The organism is Bacteroides sp. Marseille-P8574, assembly GCF_902825465.1.
GTDB classification, from domain to species: Bacteria; Bacteroidota; Bacteroidia; order Bacteroidales; family Bacteroidaceae; genus Bacteroides; species Bacteroides uniformis.
Window position 1 is genome coordinate 840,017 of sequence record NZ_CADEBE010000002.1, and the last position, 18,222, is coordinate 858,238.

Consider the following 18,222-nt stretch of genomic DNA (forward strand, 5'->3'; position numbering starts at 1 on the left):
AAAATACTGTCTGTCAGGAAAGAATATCGGTTATTCTTCCTCTTTTATAAGGTGGCATAGCTCCGGGTCGTTCTTAATCCGGGTTATCTCGTCCTCGACAATCTGCCGGACTTCCTGACGGATGCGGTCATAGTTGGCTTGTATCTCCTCCTGCATCCGGTCGTTGCCGTCCTTGTCGGTGAAGTCGATTATCTGCGGCAACTTCACGTAACGGGCGGTTTCCCGCTTCACCTTTTCATTGTCCACCACGATTTCACAGTGGAAAATCTTCTGCTCTATCCGTTCATCGAAGTTGTCCGCCACAGCACCCACGAACATACCTTGCGTGAGGTTGGATATTTTGCTGGCGGGTATCAGGCTGTCCATTTGGGTGCTTATCGAGGTGGATTTTTCCCGCTGGTTGATTGTCATGCTCTGCCGTTTCTGCAACACCTTTCCGAAACGCTCGGACAGTATTTTTGCCGTTTCACCGACTACCTGACCGCTGAACACGTTGCCCACCGTATTTTGGATTACACGGCTTTCCTTGTCCCCATAGTCACGGGTAAGCTGGCTGTAATCCTGAAAGCCCAACAGAACCGCAACCTTGTTGCTTCGGGCGGTGGCAATCAAATTATCAAGCCCACGAAAATATATAGTCGGTAATTCATCTATTATCACCGAACTTTTAAGCTGACCTTTCTTGTTTATCAGCTTCACGATACGGGAATTATATAATCCCAGTGCCGCCGAGTAGATATTTTGGCGGTCAGGATTGTTACCGACAACCAAGATTTTAGGCTCTTTCGGGTTGTTGATGTCAAGTGAAAAATCATCGCCCGTCATTACCCAGTAAAGGGCGGGTGAAATCATCCTTGAAAGCGGGATTTTCGCACTGGCAATCTGCCCCTGCAACTGTTCAACTGCCGAACTTTCCCAAGCATCCACGAACGGGGAAAGATAGTTTTCCAGTTCGGGATAACTGCGCAAAATCGTGAAAACATCGGCGTATTTCTTGTTCAACAACTCTATGGCGTGCGGGAACGTGCAATACCTGCCGCCCTGATAAATGCGCAAGTACCAAATAATGGCTGCAAGCAGGATAATCGGGCTTTCCACGAAGAAGTCGCCCTGCTTGCTTATCCAACTTCGATTGAGGTTAAGCATTATCGTGTAGCTTGCTTCGTAGGCATCCGCAATGTCCGACATGAAACTGGCGTTTATCGGGTTGCATCGGTGGCTCTTGCGTGGGTCGTCAAAATTGATAATGTAGAATTTGGGCTTTACCTTATACCCGTCCAAGTGGTTAAGCAAATGATTATAAGTGATTTCCGATAAATCGGGAAACTTATAATCATAGCAGTAGAGCGCAAAACCTTTCTCGATTTGCTGTTTTATGTAACTATTTACCACTGCATACGATTTGCCGCTGCCCGGCGTACCCAACACAAGGCTGGCACGGAACGGGTTCACAACATTTATCCAGCCGTTATTCCATTTCTTCTTATAGTAGAACCGGGTAGGCAGATTTACCGAATACTCGTTCTCGATAAGCCTTGTTTCCTGCATGAAACTCTCGTTCTCTGTATTAAAGACATCATCCATTAGGTTGTTCTTCAACAACCGGGACATCCATGTACCCGCCATGAGCATACAGATATAGCCCGCCGATAGCGTGGCGATATAAAACACAGTGTCCGCCGTATGTGGCAGCGGAAGTTCCAGCAGCCACCAGTTCAGGAAAAACAACACGACACCCGCCACAAGGCTGCAATGTATCTTCGCCCACGTTATCTTTTCCTCTTTCACGCCCTTAGTGCCGATGCACGACAGGGCGAGGAACACCACCGCAAAAAGTTTCGTCCAAAGGACGGACGAGAACAGCCCGGTGGTGCGCTGGAAGTTCCACAGTATCTTGTCTATCACTTCAAACGTCACTCCCCATTCTTTCAGGGTGGAGTAACAGAACCAGTACACGTTTATTCCCACGAATAGAATACTGACAGCCCGCATAAAGTCCATGACCCTTGCAAGCCCTCTCAAATCATCCTCTTGCTGCATAATTGTATGTTTTTAAGTTAGTCAATGCGCCTTGTGCGCTTCTTTTTCTTCTTTCTCTTTTGGCGGGCGGTGTCCTGCGGCTCGTCACCGCCAGATGCACCGCCGCCCAGCAAACCGCCGAAAGCACCCAGCACGGAAGCCATGCCCGAAACGATGTCGGATTTCGGCGTGAAGCCCGGCTGTTCCTGATGCGTGGGCTGGTCTTGCTGCGGTGCTGCCACTTCGGACTGGTGTATCTTTCCGGTTTCGCCCGAAAAACGTTCGTTGAACACGTTCGCCGAATACTCCTTGCCCAAGCGTGAACCGTTCAGCACCACCCGGCTGTCGTGGTCGATGAACGTAACGCCATAGATGCGCCCGCTGTCGTTCTGACGGAATACCACGTCAATGCCCCGCTTCCTTAGCTGCTGTTCCAGTTCCTTGCGGCTGCGGGCGGTCTGCATGGCAGTGGCTACAATCTTCCGGGTGCGCTCTTTCAGTTTCCCGTTCCTGATTGCTTCGCCCGATTTCTCCATTCTGCGCTGCACCGCTTCATAACCTACCGACTTGCCGATGCGGGAAGCCTTTACCGGGTTGCCTGTCTTTTCGCCCTTGTCATTGGTGGCGGAATAAACTATGCCCTGATAGGGCTTGCCGTTTATCTCGCCCTTGACTTCCTCGGCGCACACGTTGTAAGCGGCAAGCAAAGCCTTGTACTCCCCGAACGACTGGAAGCGGTAGCCATAGCAAGCCGCTTTCACGGTGTTGCCGACTTGGTGCTTCACGTCCCCGGCGGCATAGTCCACCTTTTTCAGTTCGGGGCGTTCGGCACGTTCCTTCCGCTCTGCCGGGTGCAGCCCGTATTTCTTTTCCAGTTCACGGGTGATTTGCTTGCTGCGCCGATGCTCGAACCTGTCATTCAGCGGTCTGCCGTTCTCGTCCACCCGCAACCCCACGATGTGGATATGGTGGCGGTCGATGTCGGTATGCTTGTACACCAGATAAGGCTGGTCGCCATAGCCCAACTTCCGCATATACTCTTTGGCGATGTCGGAAAGCTGCTGGTCGGTCAGCACGTCTTCCGGGTGCGGGTTTATGGAAATATGAAGTATCGGCTTCTTGGTGGATAGCTGGACGGGCATCTGCATTTCAAAGCTGCGCATACACTCGCCGATAGAGAAATTCCCGTCCTCGCCCAACAGCATCCGGTTGGAGAAAAGCACCTTTGCTTCCCCGCTGTCCACCTTGTTTTGGTTGTAAGCCAGTGCGCCGAACATATTGCCGCCCGTGCTTATTTTGGCAACCATAGTTCCCTGCACTCGTTTGTCAGGTCGATAACCTGACGGTTCAACATCGCCAGTTCGGTGGTCGCTTTCTCCAGTTTATAGAGAAAAGCCAGTGCCTTTTTCTCCGAAAAGTTGCTGTGCAACGCCTTTACGACTTGGTTGTAATTGACTGCAACCGCCCGGAACTGGGCGTAAAATTCGGTCAGCCGGGCGCAATATTCTACTGCCGATTTGTCCACTTTCACCACCCGGAACGGCTCGCCGAACAGCCGGGCGGCGATGAAACGGGACTTGCTCGTAACGCCCGACTGCTCCCATTGCGAGAGGAAGCGGGCATTCTCCCGGTCGTTCAGGTAAAGGACATGGCGATGCTTCGCCGGGTCTGCGAGGGCGGGGCGACCGCCCTTGTTAGGTTTTCTTGTTTCCATGCTTCTTTCAATTAAAAAATTACGACTTCGGAGTGATTTTTACCCCCGCAAGGGGCAAGGCGTTTTCAGGCACGGAAAACGGTTTTGTAGCATACAAAACACACCTTGCTATTTTCTGACGAAAATCGAAATCCGTCACGGACGGATTGGGGTCAGCGTGGAACGGTAAGCCCAGCCATTCACCAGCCCGGTTTTACACCTGCGCCCCCTGCGGTTCGTTACTCCGCTGCAAAGTAACGGTGATTTATAATGCTGTAAAATAGGTGGTTGGTGGACAAAACGGGACAGCGCAGGACAAATCGGGACAAGGTTTTCAGGGGGCGTTTTTTCTCCCTTTTTTTGCATCGGATTTCAAGATTGAAAGCAAGATTGAAAGAAATATCCCAATCAGGAAAGAATGATTGAAAGCATGATTTCAAGAAAGCATGATTGCAGGATTTCAATATTTCAAGAAAGAATGAAAGCAGGAAAACAAGATTGAAATAAAACAGTCTTTCAATATTTCAAGATTGCAACATGGAAAGAATGAATGATTGAAAGCAATAAATAAATAAATAAATCAACCAATAATGAACGAAAGCAATATGGAAAACGAGAAAACACCCCTTTATGTCGCCTTTTCCACCCAAAAGGGCGGGGTCGGCAAAACCACCTTTACCGTGCTGGCGGCGAGTTACCTCTACTACCTCAAAGGCTACGATGTGGCGGTGGTCGATTGCGACTACCCGCAACACTCCATTGCCGGGATGCGAAAGCGGGATGCCGAGCAGGTCGGGGCGGATGAAGATTACAAGCGAATGGCGTATGAGCAGTTCACCCGGCTGGGGAAGAAAGCCTACCCGGTATTGTGCAGTTCACCTGAAAAGGCGATTGCAACGGCTGACGAACATATAGCCGCCGGACACGTGCCGGATATAGTGTTTTTCGACCTGCCCGGCACGGTGAACAGCGAGGGCGTGATAAACTCCCTTGCGGGCATGGACTACATCTTCACCCCCATTTCCGCCGACAAGGTGGTGCTGGAAAGCAGCCTGTCGTTCGCAATGGCTATCCAAAAGCTATTGGTGAAGAATGAAGCCTGCCGACTTGCCGGGCTGTACCTCTTTTGGAACATGGTGGACGGTAGGGAGAAAACAGACCTTTACACCGCCTACGACAAGACCATTAAGGAACTGGAACTGCCGCTGATGAAAACCTTTATCCCCGATACCAAACGCTACAAAAAGGAACTGGTGGCGGATAAAAAGGCGGTGTTCCGCTCCACGCTCTTTCCCGCCAGCCGCCCGCTGGTAAGGGGAAGCAACTTGGAAGAACTGATAACCGAAATAGTGTACTACATCAAATTAAAATGATATGGCAAAGCAAAGCGGCGGGATGCCGAAGATAGACGAGGATTTCATGAAAGAGCTTATCTCGCAGGGTGTTCCCAGTAAAGAAGATAATAAACCGAATGATGCACCACATACCAATCTTGCATCACAAGTTCCCCAAGAGGAACAGCAGACGGAAACGGTGCGGGTGGAGAAAACGACAAACCGCAAGCGCAAGGGCGGCACGGGAGACTACCGGGAAACCTACTTTCAGAAAGTAGAACTGGCAGACCGACAGCCCTTGTACGTGAGCCGTACCACGCACGAAAAGCTGATGCGTATCGTGACAGTGATAGGCGGGCGCAAGGTGACGGTAAGCAGCTACGTGGAAAACATTCTGCTGCGCCACTTCGAGCAGTACCAAGACGAGATAAACACCCTGTACGAAAGCAACTTCCAAAAGCCTGTCTGACTATGGTAATCTATTGCATACTTACCGGGCTTTTGGTGTACTATATCGCCCTATGGCTGTGGTATCGCTACACGGACAGCCGGACATCACCGGGCAGAACGGATGATGCGCCACTCCCACGAAACGGGGTTTCAGGCTACACGCTGATAGGTGAAAGCCGATACAAGGGCGGACTAATCGGGACAGCGCAGGACAAATCGGGACACCTCCCGCAAGCGGCTGAAAATGATACTATTTTTGCGCCGCAGGCTGACGGACTGCCGGAAGAAACGCCCGGTTACGAGAATGACGAACCCGACTACGAGGACGAGGAAATAGCCGGGTACATGGACGGTGACGATGATACCGGGCGGGCTACGGGCGTGAGCTTCGATGAACTGGGCGAAGCGGTACGCACGGCGAACGCCGACAACCCCACCGAAGCGGAGAAACGGCAAGCCGCCGGGACATTGGCAAGCATTGAGGGAACGAACCTCTACGATGCGGTGGTGGAGAACATCAACGGCGGGCTGGCAAAGGTGGCGGAACTGCTGGGACGCAACGAAGCGGAACTGGCTACGGCTGCTGTCCCTGCCGGAACTGGCGATACAAGCGAGGAACACGAAGCGTTCGACATGAACGATTTCCTATAATATAATAATGTATAAGCCTGACAGCATGAAACAACGGGATTACGGTTGATTGGCAACCTGAAAACCAAACAGACAAACGGGACTATCCCCGACCACTAAAATTTCAAATTATTCACCAGCCGGGAAAGGCGGACTATCCACCCGCCGCCCGGCATTAAAAACAAATCACAATGAGAAAGAAAATCTTCTTGTCGGCGGCTATACTTGCCGCCGTGGTAAGTGCCTACGCACAAGGAAACGGGCAGGCGGGCATCACCGAAGCCACGAACCTAATCACCGGGTATTTTGACCCCGGAACAAAACTGGTGTACGCAATCGGGGCGGTCTGCGGCTTGATTGGCGGGGTAAAAGTATATAACAAGTTTTCAAGCGGCGACCCCGACACCTCAAAGACCGCCGCCAGTTGGTTCGGGGCGTGCATCTTCCTGATTGTCGCCGCCACTATCCTACGTTCGTTCTTCCTCTAAAAAGGCGGCAATGTCTGAATATCCGGTAAACAGGGGTATCGGGAAGCCGGTGGAGTTCAAGGGGCTGAAAAGCCAGTACCTCTTTATCTTTTGCGGCGGCTTGCTCGCCGTCTTCGTGGTGTTCATCATCCTGTTCATGGCAGGCGTGAACCAGTGGCTATGTATCGGTTTCATCGTGTCGGCTTCGCTGCTGCTCGTGTGGCAGACGTTCCGGCTCAACGCCAAGTACGGCACGCACGGGCTGATGAAAGCTGCCGCACGCAAAAGACACCCACGCTTCATTATTAGCCGAAAGGAGATACCCCGGCTGTTCAACTACAAAAGAAGAAAGGAAGAAAGAACATGAGGAATATGTTAAAGGCTACCACGCTGGAAAGGAAATTTCCACTTTTGGCGGTGGAGAACGGTTGCATCATTTCAAAGGATGCGGACATAACGGTGGCTTTCAGGGTGGAACTGCCCGAACTGTTCACCGTCACCAGTGCCGAGTACGAAGCCATACATTCGGCGTGGTACAAGGCGGTCAAGGTGCTGCCCGACTACTCCATAGTACACAAGCAGGACTTCTTCATCAAGGAGAACTACCAGCCCGACACCGAAAGGGACGAGCTTAGTTTTTTAAGCCGCTCCTTTGAACGGCACTTCAATGAACGCCCGTTCCTGAACCATTACTGCTACCTGTTCCTGACGAAAACGACAAGGGAGAGAAGCCGCCGACAGAGCGACTTCTCCACCCTTTGCCGGGGAAGGATTGTACCGCAGGAGATAGCCGACAAGGAAGCGGCGGCAAAGTTCATCGAAGCGGTCGGGCAGTTTGACAGGATTATGAACGACAGCGGGTTTGTCACCCTTACCCGGCTGGCGGCATCGGAAATCACCGGGCAGGACGGAAAGGCGGGCATCATCGAGAAATACTTCTCGCTCTCGCAAACCGACACTACTTGCCTGAAAGACATCGGGCTGTACCCGGAAGAAATGCGGGTCGGGGACGATATACTGTGCCTGCACACGCTTTCAGACGTGGAAGATTTGCCCGGAAAGGTCGGGACGGACTGCCGATTTGAGAAGCTGTCCACAGACAGAAGCGATTGCAGGTTAAGTTTTGCCGCCCCGGTGGGCGTGCTGTTGTCGTGTAACCACATCTATAACCAGTTCATCTTCATAGACGACCACGCCGAAAACCTGAAGAACTTCGAGCAGACCGCCCGGAATATGCAATCGCTCTCCCGCTACTCCCGTGCCAACCAAGTGAACAAGGAGTGGATAGACGAGTACCTGAACGAAGCGCACAGCAAGGGGCTTATTTCGGTACGCTGCCACTGCAACGTCATGGCATGGAGTGACGATAGGGACGAACTCAAACGCATACGCAACGATGTGGGAAGCCAGCTTGCATTAATGGAGTGCAAGCCACGCCACAACACCACCGACACGCCCACGCTCTTTTGGGCGGGCATACCCGGCAACGAGGCGGACTTCCCCGCAGAGGAAAGTTTCTACACGTTCTTGGGGCAGGCTCTCTGCCTGTTCGTGGAAGAAACGAACTACAAGAGTTCGCTTTCGCCGTTCGGCATCAAAATGGTGGACAGGGTAAGCGGTCGCCCGCTGCACATCGACATATCGGATTTGCCCATGAAGAAAGGCATCACGACCAACAGAAACAAGTTCATACTTGGGCCGAGCGGGTCGGGTAAGTCCTTCTTTACCAACCACATGGTGCGCCAGTATTACGAACAGGGTGCGCACGTGCTGCTGGTCGATACGGGTAACAGTTACTTGGGGCTGTCCCAGCTTATCCACAACCGCACGCACGGCGAGGACGGGATTTATTTCACCTACACCAACGAGAACCCGATAGCGTTCAACCCGTTCTATGTCGAAGACGGGGTATTTGACATCGAGAAGAAAGAGAGTATCAAGACCCTGATACTCACCCTGTGGAAGCGGGACGATGAAGCCCCCAAACGGTCGGAAGAAGTGGCGTTGTCCAATGCGGTAAGTGCCTATATCGACCTGATAGGCAAAGACAGTTCGGTAACGCCCTGCTTCAACACGTTCTACGAGTTTGTCCGGGATGATTACCGCCGACAGCTTGAACAGAAGAACGTCAGGGAAAAGGATTTTGACATTGACAATTTCCTGAACGTGCTTGAACCGTACTATCGTGGCGGTGAGTACGACTACCTGCTGAACTCCAACAAGGAACTGGATTTGCTGCATAAACGCTTCATTGTCTTTGAGTTGGATAACATCAAAGACCACAAGATTTTATTCCCGGTAACGACTATCATCATCATGGAAGCCTTTATAAACAAGATGCGCAAGTTAAAGGGGATAAGGAAGTTAATACTAATCGAGGAAGCGTGGAAAGCGATTGCATCGGCGAACATGGCGGACTACATAAAATATTTGTACAAAACCGTCCGAAAGTATTTCGGGGAAGCGATTGTAGTCACGCAAGAGGTAGAGGATATTATTTCTTCCCCTATCGTGAAAGAAAGTATCATCAATAACTCGGACTGCAAAATATTGTTAGACCAGCGAAAATATCTCAACAAGTTCGACAGCATACAGAACCTCTTGGGACTGACCGACAAGGAGCGTTCGCAGATATTGTCTATCAACATGGCGAACCACCCCGGACGGAAGTACAAGGAAGTGTTCTTCTCGCTGGGCGGCACACAATCGGCGGTATATGCCACGGAAGTTTCATTGGAAGAATATTACACGTACACGACCGAGGAAAGCGAGAAAATGGAACTGTTCGCCCTCGCCGACAAGCTGGGCGGCAACCTTGAACTGGCTATCAAGCGGCTTGCAGAAAGCAAAAGAAATCCCCAATCATCAACAACTTAAAAATTAGGAATATGAAATGGATTGACAATCTGATATACACGCTATTGTCCGCCTGCCTGCTGGCGGGCTGCGAGGACAGCGGAAGCAAGGAGCTGGAAAGGATGCAGGGCTATTGGGTACACGTCAAGGGACACCCGGCTTTCACACTCTCGGAAACGGGCGGCAGATACACCGTCACCCGGAAAGCGAATGTCAGGGGCAGAATACTGGAAACGGCTTACCCGGTAACAGAACGGAACGGCTGCCTGTTCATCGAAACGGGCTTCCGCATACAGTTCACCTATGACAAAAAGACCGACCGGATAACGCTCATGCCCGGCGGCGAATACAAACGAGTTACAAACCCTGAAAACAAAAGATAATGAAAAGAACAATTCTCCTTATGGCGGTATGCCTTTGCTTCATCGGCAAGGCATCCGCACAGTGGGTGGTGTCAGACCCCGGCAACTTGGCGCAGGGCATCATCAACACCACCAAGCAGATAGTGCAGACTTCCACCACTGCCAAGAACACGCTGGACGGCTTCATGGAAGCGCAGAAGATTTTCCAGCAGGGTAAAAAATATTACGATGCGCTCAAAGCGGTACACGATGTTGTCAAGGGCGGCATCAAGGTGAAGAAGTCCATTGAGCTGGTGGCGGAAATATCCGAAATCTACGTGCGAAACTATCAGAACATGCTGGCAGACCCGAACTACACGCCGGATGAACTCACCGCCATTTCAGCCGGGTACGCCAAGCTGCTCTCCGAAAGTGCGGACGTGTTGCAGGACTTGAAGAATGTAGTGAACGTGACGGGCATGTCGCTGACGGATGCCGAAAGGCTGGCGGTAATCAACAACGCCTATAAAAGCCTGCTCAACTACCGCAACCTCGTGAACTACTACACCCGAAAGAACATATCCGTGTCCTACCTGCGGGCGAAGAAGAAGAACGACACCGACCGGGTGCTGGCTCTCTACGGCTCGGCGGATGAACGCTACTGGTAACATATAAATCGGTATGCCTATGTTATTAGCAACGGTGGATTTTGACAACCTGCACCAAGTGTTGCGGGTGCTGTACGATGAAATGATGCCCTTGTGCAGCAACATGACGGGGGTAGCCAAAGGGATAGCCGGGCTGGGAGCTTTGTTCTATGTAGCCGCCAAAGTGTGGCAGTCGCTCGCACGTGCCGAACCCATAGACGTGTACCCGCTCCTGCGTCCCTTTGCGTTGGGGCTGTGCATCATGTTCTTTCCCACGTTCGTGCTGGGGACTATCAACACGGTGCTGTCGCCAGTGGTAAAAGGGTGCAACCAGCTTATGGAAACGCAGACTTTCGACATGAACGAGTACCGGGCGCAGAAAGACCGACTGGAATATGAAGCCCTGATGCGAAGCCCCGAAACGGCTTACCTCGCATCGGACGAGGAATTTGACCGACAACTGGAAGAACTGGGCTGGTCGCCCTCCGACATGGTGACTATGACGGGCATGTACATGGACAGGACGGCTTATAATATAAAGAAGTCCGTCCGGGACTGGTTCAGGGAGTTATTGGAAATGCTCTTTCAGGCGGCGGGGCTGATTATAGACACGCTGCGCACGTTCTTCCTAATCGTGTTAAGCATACTGGGTCCGCTGGCGTTTGCGATTTCCGTCTATGACGGTTTCCAAAGCACGCTGACCCGGTGGATTTCACGCTATATATCCATTTACCTGTGGCTGCCCGTGTCGGACTTGTTCAGCAGCGTGCTGGCACGCATACAAACCCTGATGCTCCAAAAAGACATCGAGCAGCTTTCAGACCCGGATTTCATCCCGGACGGGAGCAGCACCGTGTATATAATCTTTATGATTATCGGCATCGTGGGCTACTTCACCATTCCAACGGTGGCAAGCTGGATAGTGTCGGCTGGCGGTACGTCTGCCTATAACCGCAACGTGGCACGGGCTGGTTCAATCGCCGGGGCTGCGGTCGGTGCGGCAAGCGGGAAAGTAACCGGGAAACTACTCAAATAACCAACATCAATATTTAGTATATGGAATTTAAGTCATTAACGAACATCGAAACGAGTTTCCGGCAAATCCGGCTCTTTGCGCTGGTATTCATCTGCCTGTGCGCACTGGTGACGGGCTTTGCCGTGTGGAACTCGTACAGCTTCGCCGAAAAGCAGCGGCAGAAGATATACGTCCTCGACAACGGCAAAAGCCTGATGCTGGCACTCTCGCAGGACATGGCACAGAACAGACCCGTGGAAGCCAAGTCGCACGTGCGGCGTTTCCACGAACTTTTCTTCACCTTATCACCCGAAAAGGGGGCTATCGAAAGCAACATCAAACGCTCGTTGTTTCTCGCCGACAAGACCGCTTTCAACTATTACAAGGACTTGGCGGAAAAGGGCTACTACAACCGGGTGATTTCCGGAAACGTCACGCAGACGGTGGAGATTGACAGCGTGAAGTGCGACTTCGACCAGTACCCCTACAAGGTGAACACGTATGCCCGCCAGTTGATTGTCCGGGAAAGCAGCCTGACGGTGCGAAGCCTTGTCACCTCGTGCCGGTTGCTTAACGCCACACGGAGCGACAACAACCCGCACGGCTTTATCATCGAAGCGTTCACCATTACCGAGAACAAGGATTTGCAGACCATTAAAAGATAGCCTTATGGAAAGAAAACGAAACCACATCGAAAAGGTGCGGGACTGGGCGGACGACCGCCTGCGCCGAATGTGCGGACGGATTACGCCGGGCAAAAGGCTGGCGGTTATCCTCCTGATGTTCTTCTTTTTCGGCGGCTTGTCTATCTACATCACCGTTTCATCAATATACAATATCGGGAAACGGGACGGGCAAAGGCTGCAAATAGAACACATCAGGCAACTGCCGTTGCACGGCAATGACACAACCAAAAATATCAACCCGTTAAACAGACCGCAATATGGAAGAAGTACAGAAGAATGAGAACGGCACGACCGTACCGCAGGCGGACGGGAAGCCGAAAAAGGAAGACAAGCCCAAACGGGAACTTACCCCGCAGCAGGTGCAGCAGCGCAGGAAAATGATAGTCTTCCCGCTGATGTTCCTTGCCTTTGCAGGGTGCATGTACCTGATATTCGCACCCTCCGGCAAAGAGGACGTGAATGTGGAAAGCGTGGGCGGCTTCAATGCCGACATACCCCTGCCCGCAGAGGACGGGATTATAGCCGACAAGCAAAAGGCTTACGAGCAGGCGGTGACAAACCGCAAACAGCAGGACAAGATACAATCCTTGCAGGACTTCGGTTTCACGCTGGACGATGATACGGAAGAACCACAAGAGGAAATCAATCTGATGCCGGAAGAAGATCCGAAGCCACAAAGGGGCGGCGGTGCTTCTTCAAGGGCGGCTTACCGGGACATCAACCGCCAGTTAAGCACGTTCTACGAAACGCCCCCTGTGGACGAGGAAAAAGAAGAATTGAAACGGCAGGTGGCGGAACTGACCGACCGACTGAAACAGCAGCAGAACGCCACGCCTACGGCTGACGACCAAATGGCACTCTTGGAAAAGTCCTACGAGCTGGCGGCAAGGTACATGAACGGCGGGCAGGGACAAGTCGCACAAGTCCCGGTAACGGGCGGCATTGAACGCAAGCCGGATGCGGTGGCGGTGCAGGCTATCCGGGAAACGACCGTTTCGGGATTGCAGCAGCCCATGAGCGATGCCGACTTCATCCGGGCTTACAGCCAGCCACGAAACTACGGCTTCAACACGGCGGTAGGCACGGGGTACGCTATGGGAAAGAACACGGTAGCCGCCTGCATCCACCAAGACCAAACGCTGGTGGACGGGCAGGCGGTGAAACTACGGCTGCTCGAACCCATGCAGGCGGGAAATATCGTTGTACCGAAGAATACCCTCGTGGCGGGTACGGCAAAGGTGCAGGGCGAACGGCTCGACATACTGGTGTCCTCGATTGAGTACGCTGGCAACATCATCCCGGTGGAACTCGCCGTGTTCGACACGGACGGGCAAAAGGGGCTTTCCGTACCGTCCTCTATGGAGCAGGAAGCGTTCAACGAAGCTATGGCGAATATCGGAAGCGGGCTGGGTACAAGCATATCCTTTGCCCAAAGTGCCGGGCAGCAGGTGGCTATGGACGTGACAAGGGGTTTGCTGCAAGGAACGTCCGGCTACCTCGCCAAGAAGTTCCGAACCGTGAAAGTGAAGCTGAAAGCCGGGTACAAGGTGATGCTTTACGCCAAACAACAATAATTATTTAACCACTAAAATTTCAATTAGCAATGAAACAGATTTTTGTATTGCTCGCCCTCTTGCTGGGCGTGTGTGCGGCAAACGCACAGGAAACCGACACCGTGAAGTATGCGGCTGGCAACGACTTGTACCGGGGCATTACCCGGAAACTGCCTTACCGCCAAATGGTTACGCCCTACGGCGTGGAAGTGACATTTGCGAAAACGGTGTGCGCCCATAAGGGTGAGTAATAAATATCTCCTTTGCAAGAGATTAGGTTAGAGTTCAAATGAGACCTACCACCATCCGGCTTATCTGGAGGAGAAACCCAAAAGGGAGCATAGCATGTCGGAAAAGTCATAAGTCAGCCAGTTGCCAAGCTGCGACTGAATGGCAAGGTGGAAAGACAAATATAAGGATGAAGCCCGAATTGGTTAAACGACAGTCCTGTTGCACCTTAGCGAGCAATGACGGAAGGCAACTACAAACGTCATGTCGTAGTTCTCTGACGGAGTACCGTTACGTTCAGAGCAAAAGAACTAACTACGAAACAACCGCAATAAGCGGATTAATGGACGGAAATCGCATCCGACAATTTGTCAAGCAAATAGTTATTACTTATCTAAATGGGGATTGCCTAAATCAGAACGCCGCAAGGCTATGGAGAATAGCTCCTGAATATCTGACATGGCAACGGAGTTCCCATAGTAGTCTGAGCAAGGGAAAGCCTTGTACATGGCAAAGGGGAACAGTTGGATTACTTTAATATAATCAAAAGATAATGTGAGAGACATGAGAAATCCAGAGACAATATTAAACAATTTAGTGAAACATAGTTCTGTTTCAAGTTATAAGTATGAACGGCTGTATCGGATTCTATTCAATGAAGATATGTTCTCTGTCGCATACCAACGCATATATGCCAAACAAGGTAATATGACACCCGGTACAGATGGAAAAACTGTCGACCAAATGAGCATTCAACGAATAGAAAAACTTATTGAGAGTCTCAAAACAGAGGCTTATCAGCCTAAACCAGCAAGAAGAGTGTACATTCCAAAAAAGAATGGAAAAGAAAGACCTTTGGGTATTCCTTCTTTTGAGGATAAACTAGTACAGGAAGTTATCCGAATGATACTGGAAGCCATATATGAGGAACACTTTGAATACACCTCACATGGCTTTCGTCCACATCGGAGCTGCCATACCGCTCTCACACAAGTTCAAGAAAAGTTCACAGGCGTTAAGTGGTTTATCGAAGGAGATATAAAAGGATTCTTCGACAACATCAACCACGACATTCTTGTGGATACTCTAAAAGAGCGTATAAGCGACGAGCGTTTCTTGCGCTTAATTAGAAAATTTCTGAAAGCTGGATATATTGAACGATGGCGATTCCAAAACACGTATAGTGGAACACCTCAAGGCGGTATTATCAGTCCCATACTGGCTAATATCTATCTTGACAGATTCGACAAATACATCAAGGAATATGCTGAAAAATTCAATAAAGGTGAAAGAAGACGAATAAGTTTGGAATACCGTAGACTCAATAACAAGAAAACAAGACTTGCAAAGAAGCTGAAATCAATAACGGATGAATCCGTGAGGGATAAAATGATAGCAGAGATAAAAGAAACGTTGGCACAAACCTTCGCAACAACCTGTCAAGAACCAATGGATACAGAATACAGACGAATCCAGTACGTTAGATACGCTGATGATTTCTTAATTGGAATTATCGGAAGTAAAACCGAGTGCATTACAATCAAGGCGGACATTGCCAAATTCATGGCAGAAAAGCTAAGATTGGAACTTTCAGAAGAAAAGACCCTGATAACAAACGCACACGATAAAGCTAAATTCTTAGGGTACGAAATATTTGTCCGTGACTGTAGCTTTAGGCATAAGGATAGTAAAGGTGTGATAAGACGCTTCGGAAAAGGTTCAGTCATGCTGCATGTAAACATGGATACAGCAAAAAACAAGCTTTTGGAATATGATGCTTTAAGGATGTCCCAAGAACGGAAAAAGACGGTTTGGAAACCCAAACCACGTGCCTTTATGATTGGAAAGAAGGTTGAAGACATAGTAGCTCAATATAATACCGAAATAAGAGGATTCTATAACTATTATGCCATTGCCAATAATATCTCCGATATTGGGAACTCATTCGGATACATAATGGAATACAGTATGTATAAAACGATTGCCCAGAAGCTAAATCTGACAATGGTACAAGCCAAACTTAAATTTCTGCGTGATAAGAAGTTTATTGTACCCTTTAAAGACGCTAAAGGCGCAACCAAATACAGAATATTCTATGATGGAGGCTTCAAAAGAAAAACTGCTTACAGGAATAGTCTTATAGATATTATTCCCAACACATGGCACATTCCGAAACTTAGCCTTATGGAAAGGTTGAAAGAAGGAGTTTGTGAATTATGTGGGTCAAACGGTAATATCACTATGCACCATGTGCGTAATCTTCGCCAACTGAAAGGAGATACGCCATGGAATGCAAAACTGATAAAACAAAACCGTAAGACATTAGCCGTTTGCGAATCTTGTAATTATAAAATTCAGACCAATGAACACTAAGTTGAGTGAATCCAATGGAGAGCCGTGTACATGGAGACATGTAAGCACGGTTCGGGGGCAGGCTCTTGAAAACCTACCGTCGAAAGACGGCAAGGCGTTGAGTGCCGAGCCTACGCATATCATCTTCCCCGCCGCCGTCCGCTACGTGGATTTGGGAAGCAACCATATCATAGCGGGCAAGGCGGACGGTGCGGAGAACGTAATCCGGGTGAAAGCCACGACAGAGGGCTTTCCGGGCGAAACGAACTTCTCCGTCATTTGCGAGGACGGCAGTTTCTTTTCATTCAACGTCAAGTACGCCCGTGAACCGGAAATGCTCAATATCGAAATGAAAGACTTCTTGGAAAATGAAGATACGTCCGACTTCTCGCATACCCGCATGAATATCTATTTTCGGGAACTGGGCAATGAAAGCCCGCTGCTGGTGAAGCTGATAATGCAGAGCATCTACAAGAACAATGACCGGAAAGTGCGCCACTTGGGTAGCAAGCGTTTCGGCATACAGTTCTTAATCAAGGGGATTTACACCTATAACGGGATGCTCTATGTACACACGCAGACGAAGAACAGTTCCAACGTGCCTTTCGACACGGACTTCATCAGGTTTAAGATAGTCGATAAGAAAGTACCCAAACGCACGGCTATTCAGGAAACGGTACTGGATGCGGTACGCAGCTACAACGAGGTGATAGAGATTGCCGGGAAAACGACTGTGCGCACGGTGTACGCCCTGCCGAAGTTTACCATTCCTGACGACAAGCTGCTGGTCGTGGAACTCTACGAGAAGAACGGCGGGCGGCATCAGACCATACGGGTGGAGAACGCCGACATCGTGAACGCGGAAGTGATTGACGAACTCAAAATCAAATAGGGAATGAAAAGACACATCTTTATAATGATGCTCTTTGCGCTGTGCCTGACCTCGTTTCAGGCACACGCACAAAGATACCTGCCGGGCATGAAAGGCTTGCAGGTCACGGCGGGCATGGCGGACGGGGTGCATTGGAACGACAATACGGATTTTGCCTACCACATCGGGGCGGCGTACAGCGTTTACACCAAGAACGCCAACCGCTGGGTGATTGGCGGGGAATACCTGCACAAGAAGTATGACTACAAGGATATGAGAATACCAGTCGAACAGTTCACCGCAGAGGGCGGCTATTACCTGAAATTCCTATCGGACAGACGAAAGACCTTTTTCCTGTCATTGGGCTTGTCGGCTCTCGCCGGGTACGAAACAAGCAACCGAAGCGAAAAGCTGCTGCCGGACGGCTCTACCTTGCTGGATAAGGACTGCTTCATTTACGGCGGTGCGCTGACACTGGAACTGGAAACCTACCTGACCGACCGGGTGGCTCTGCTGTTGAACGCAAGGGAACGGGCGTTGTTCGGCTCGGACATCGGCAAGTTCCACACGCAGGTATCTGTGGGACTGAAATTCATTATCAACTGACCGCTATATAATAATGTATATGAAGAATGTAATGTATAAAATCATCATGGGCTGCTACATCGTGGCCGCCCTCGTGCTTGTCACCGCCTGTAATGACAACTTGGATATTCAGCAGGCGTACCCGTTCAGCATCGAAACACTGCCAGTACCCAAAAGGCTGAAAGTCGGGGAAACCGCCGAAATACGCTGCCGACTGGTGCGTGGCGGCTATTACCAGCCGACTGCCTATCAGATACGGTATTTCCAGCCGGACGGCAAAGGAAAGCTGGAAATGGATAACGGCACGGTGTTCCTGCCCAACGACCTTTACCCGCTGGAGAAAGAAACGTTCAGGCTCTACTACACCTCGGCATCAACCGACCAGCAGACGATTGACATTTATATCATCGACAGCTTCGGGCAGATGCAGCAACTTACACTATCATTCAATAATGACAACAGCGAAGAAGGAACGGAAACAATAACCCCCTAATA

General features: G+C 50.5%; 18 protein-coding genes and 2 pseudogenes. 17 read left to right on the plus strand and 3 right to left on the minus strand.

The features are described from left to right. Nucleotides 1-30 precede the first annotated feature (30 nt). Genes mobC through mobA form a run of 3 tightly spaced genes read right to left on the minus strand, consistent with a single transcriptional unit; the run spans nt 31 to nt 3,733 of the window. Nucleotides 31-2,040, minus strand: a complete 2,010-nt coding sequence (gene mobC, locus HUX74_RS16090) for a conjugal transfer protein MobC (protein WP_055295410.1) — start codon at nt 2,038-2,040, stop codon at nt 31-33. Between the two features lie 17 nt (nt 2,041-2,057). Beyond that, nucleotides 2,058-3,326, minus strand: coding sequence for a conjugal transfer protein MobB (gene mobB / locus HUX74_RS16095; protein ID WP_146376205.1), 1,269 nt, complete (start codon nt 3,324-3,326; stop codon nt 2,058-2,060). Further along, entirely contained in the window at nt 3,311-3,733 is a 423-nt protein-coding gene (gene mobA, locus HUX74_RS16100; RefSeq protein ID WP_055295407.1) for a conjugal transfer protein MobA, read from the minus strand. Before mobA ends, mobB begins: the two co-directional genes overlap by 16 nt. A gap of 569 nt (nt 3,734-4,302) precedes the next feature. On the opposite strand from mobA, the gene HUX74_RS16105 reads away from it, so the two are divergent. The 17 genes and pseudogenes from HUX74_RS16105 (at nt 4,303) to HUX74_RS16185 (ending at nt 18,220) form a co-directional block, all read left to right on the plus strand. After that, nucleotides 4,303-5,085, plus strand: coding sequence for a ParA family protein (locus HUX74_RS16105; protein ID WP_016662210.1), 783 nt, complete (start codon nt 4,303-4,305; stop codon nt 5,083-5,085). Between the two features lies 1 nt (nt 5,086). Then, nucleotides 5,087-5,515, plus strand: coding sequence for a DUF3408 domain-containing protein (locus HUX74_RS16110; protein ID WP_174647016.1), 429 nt, complete (start codon nt 5,087-5,089; stop codon nt 5,513-5,515). Between the two features lie 2 nt (nt 5,516-5,517). Further along, a complete protein-coding gene (locus HUX74_RS16115; RefSeq protein WP_174647017.1) occupies nt 5,518-6,147 on the plus strand; it encodes a hypothetical protein in 630 nt (209 codons plus the stop codon). A gap of 170 nt (nt 6,148-6,317) precedes the next feature. After that, a complete protein-coding gene (locus HUX74_RS16120) occupies nt 6,318-6,614 on the plus strand; it encodes a DUF4134 domain-containing protein (protein WP_004308755.1) in 297 nt (98 codons plus the stop codon). A gap of 10 nt (nt 6,615-6,624) precedes the next feature. Then, on the plus strand, nt 6,625-6,960 hold the full coding sequence (locus HUX74_RS16125; RefSeq protein WP_174647018.1) for a DUF4133 domain-containing protein: 336 nt from the start codon (nt 6,625-6,627) through the stop codon (nt 6,958-6,960). Next, on the plus strand, nt 6,957-9,470 hold the full coding sequence (locus HUX74_RS16130) for a TraG family conjugative transposon ATPase (RefSeq protein WP_174647019.1): 2,514 nt from the start codon (nt 6,957-6,959) through the stop codon (nt 9,468-9,470). Before HUX74_RS16125 ends, HUX74_RS16130 begins: the two co-directional genes overlap by 4 nt. A gap of 11 nt (nt 9,471-9,481) precedes the next feature. Then, the gene (locus HUX74_RS16135; RefSeq protein WP_005924203.1) at nt 9,482-9,832 is read left to right on the plus strand and encodes a DUF3876 domain-containing protein; all 351 of its coding nucleotides are present in this window, start codon (nt 9,482-9,484) and stop codon (nt 9,830-9,832) included. Then, nucleotides 9,832-10,458, plus strand: a complete 627-nt coding sequence (locus HUX74_RS16140) for a DUF4141 domain-containing protein (protein WP_008648479.1) — start codon at nt 9,832-9,834, stop codon at nt 10,456-10,458. Before HUX74_RS16135 ends, HUX74_RS16140 begins: the two co-directional genes overlap by 1 nt. Before the next feature lie 19 nt (nt 10,459-10,477). Beyond that, nucleotides 10,478-11,473, plus strand: coding sequence for a conjugative transposon protein TraJ (gene traJ, locus HUX74_RS16145; protein ID WP_174647020.1), 996 nt, complete (start codon nt 10,478-10,480; stop codon nt 11,471-11,473). 20 nt (nt 11,474-11,493) lie between these two features. Beyond that, entirely contained in the window at nt 11,494-12,117 is a 624-nt protein-coding gene (gene traK, locus HUX74_RS16150) for a conjugative transposon protein TraK (RefSeq protein WP_004308760.1), read from the plus strand. A gap of 4 nt (nt 12,118-12,121) precedes the next feature. After that, the gene (locus HUX74_RS16155) at nt 12,122-12,418 is read left to right on the plus strand and encodes a TraL conjugative transposon family protein (protein WP_174647021.1); all 297 of its coding nucleotides are present in this window, start codon (nt 12,122-12,124) and stop codon (nt 12,416-12,418) included. Further along, complete coding sequence (traM, locus tag HUX74_RS16160; RefSeq protein ID WP_174647022.1) at nt 12,396-13,712, plus strand: conjugative transposon protein TraM; 1,317 nt, start codon at nt 12,396-12,398, stop codon at nt 13,710-13,712. The genes HUX74_RS16155 and traM overlap by 23 nt, the downstream gene beginning before the upstream one ends. A gap of 29 nt (nt 13,713-13,741) precedes the next feature. Continuing rightward, a pseudogene (locus HUX74_RS16165) lies at nt 13,742-13,921 on the plus strand (conjugative transposon protein TraN); the annotation flags it as partial. Between the two features lie 562 nt (nt 13,922-14,483). Then, nucleotides 14,484-16,292 carry a group II intron reverse transcriptase/maturase gene (gene ltrA / locus HUX74_RS16170; protein WP_070752858.1) on the plus strand — a complete coding sequence of 603 codons (1,809 nt, stop codon included), beginning with the start codon at nt 14,484-14,486 and terminating at the stop codon, nt 16,290-16,292. 103 nt (nt 16,293-16,395) lie between these two features. Further along, a pseudogene (gene traN / locus HUX74_RS16175) lies at nt 16,396-17,163 on the plus strand (conjugative transposon protein TraN); the annotation flags it as partial. 3 nt (nt 17,164-17,166) lie between these two features. Then, on the plus strand, nt 17,167-17,748 hold the full coding sequence (locus HUX74_RS16180; protein WP_174647025.1) for a conjugal transfer protein TraO: 582 nt from the start codon (nt 17,167-17,169) through the stop codon (nt 17,746-17,748). A gap of 13 nt (nt 17,749-17,761) precedes the next feature. Then, complete coding sequence (locus HUX74_RS16185; protein WP_122295812.1) at nt 17,762-18,220, plus strand: DUF3872 domain-containing protein; 459 nt, start codon at nt 17,762-17,764, stop codon at nt 18,218-18,220. The last annotated feature ends 2 nt before the right edge of the window (nt 18,221-18,222 follow it).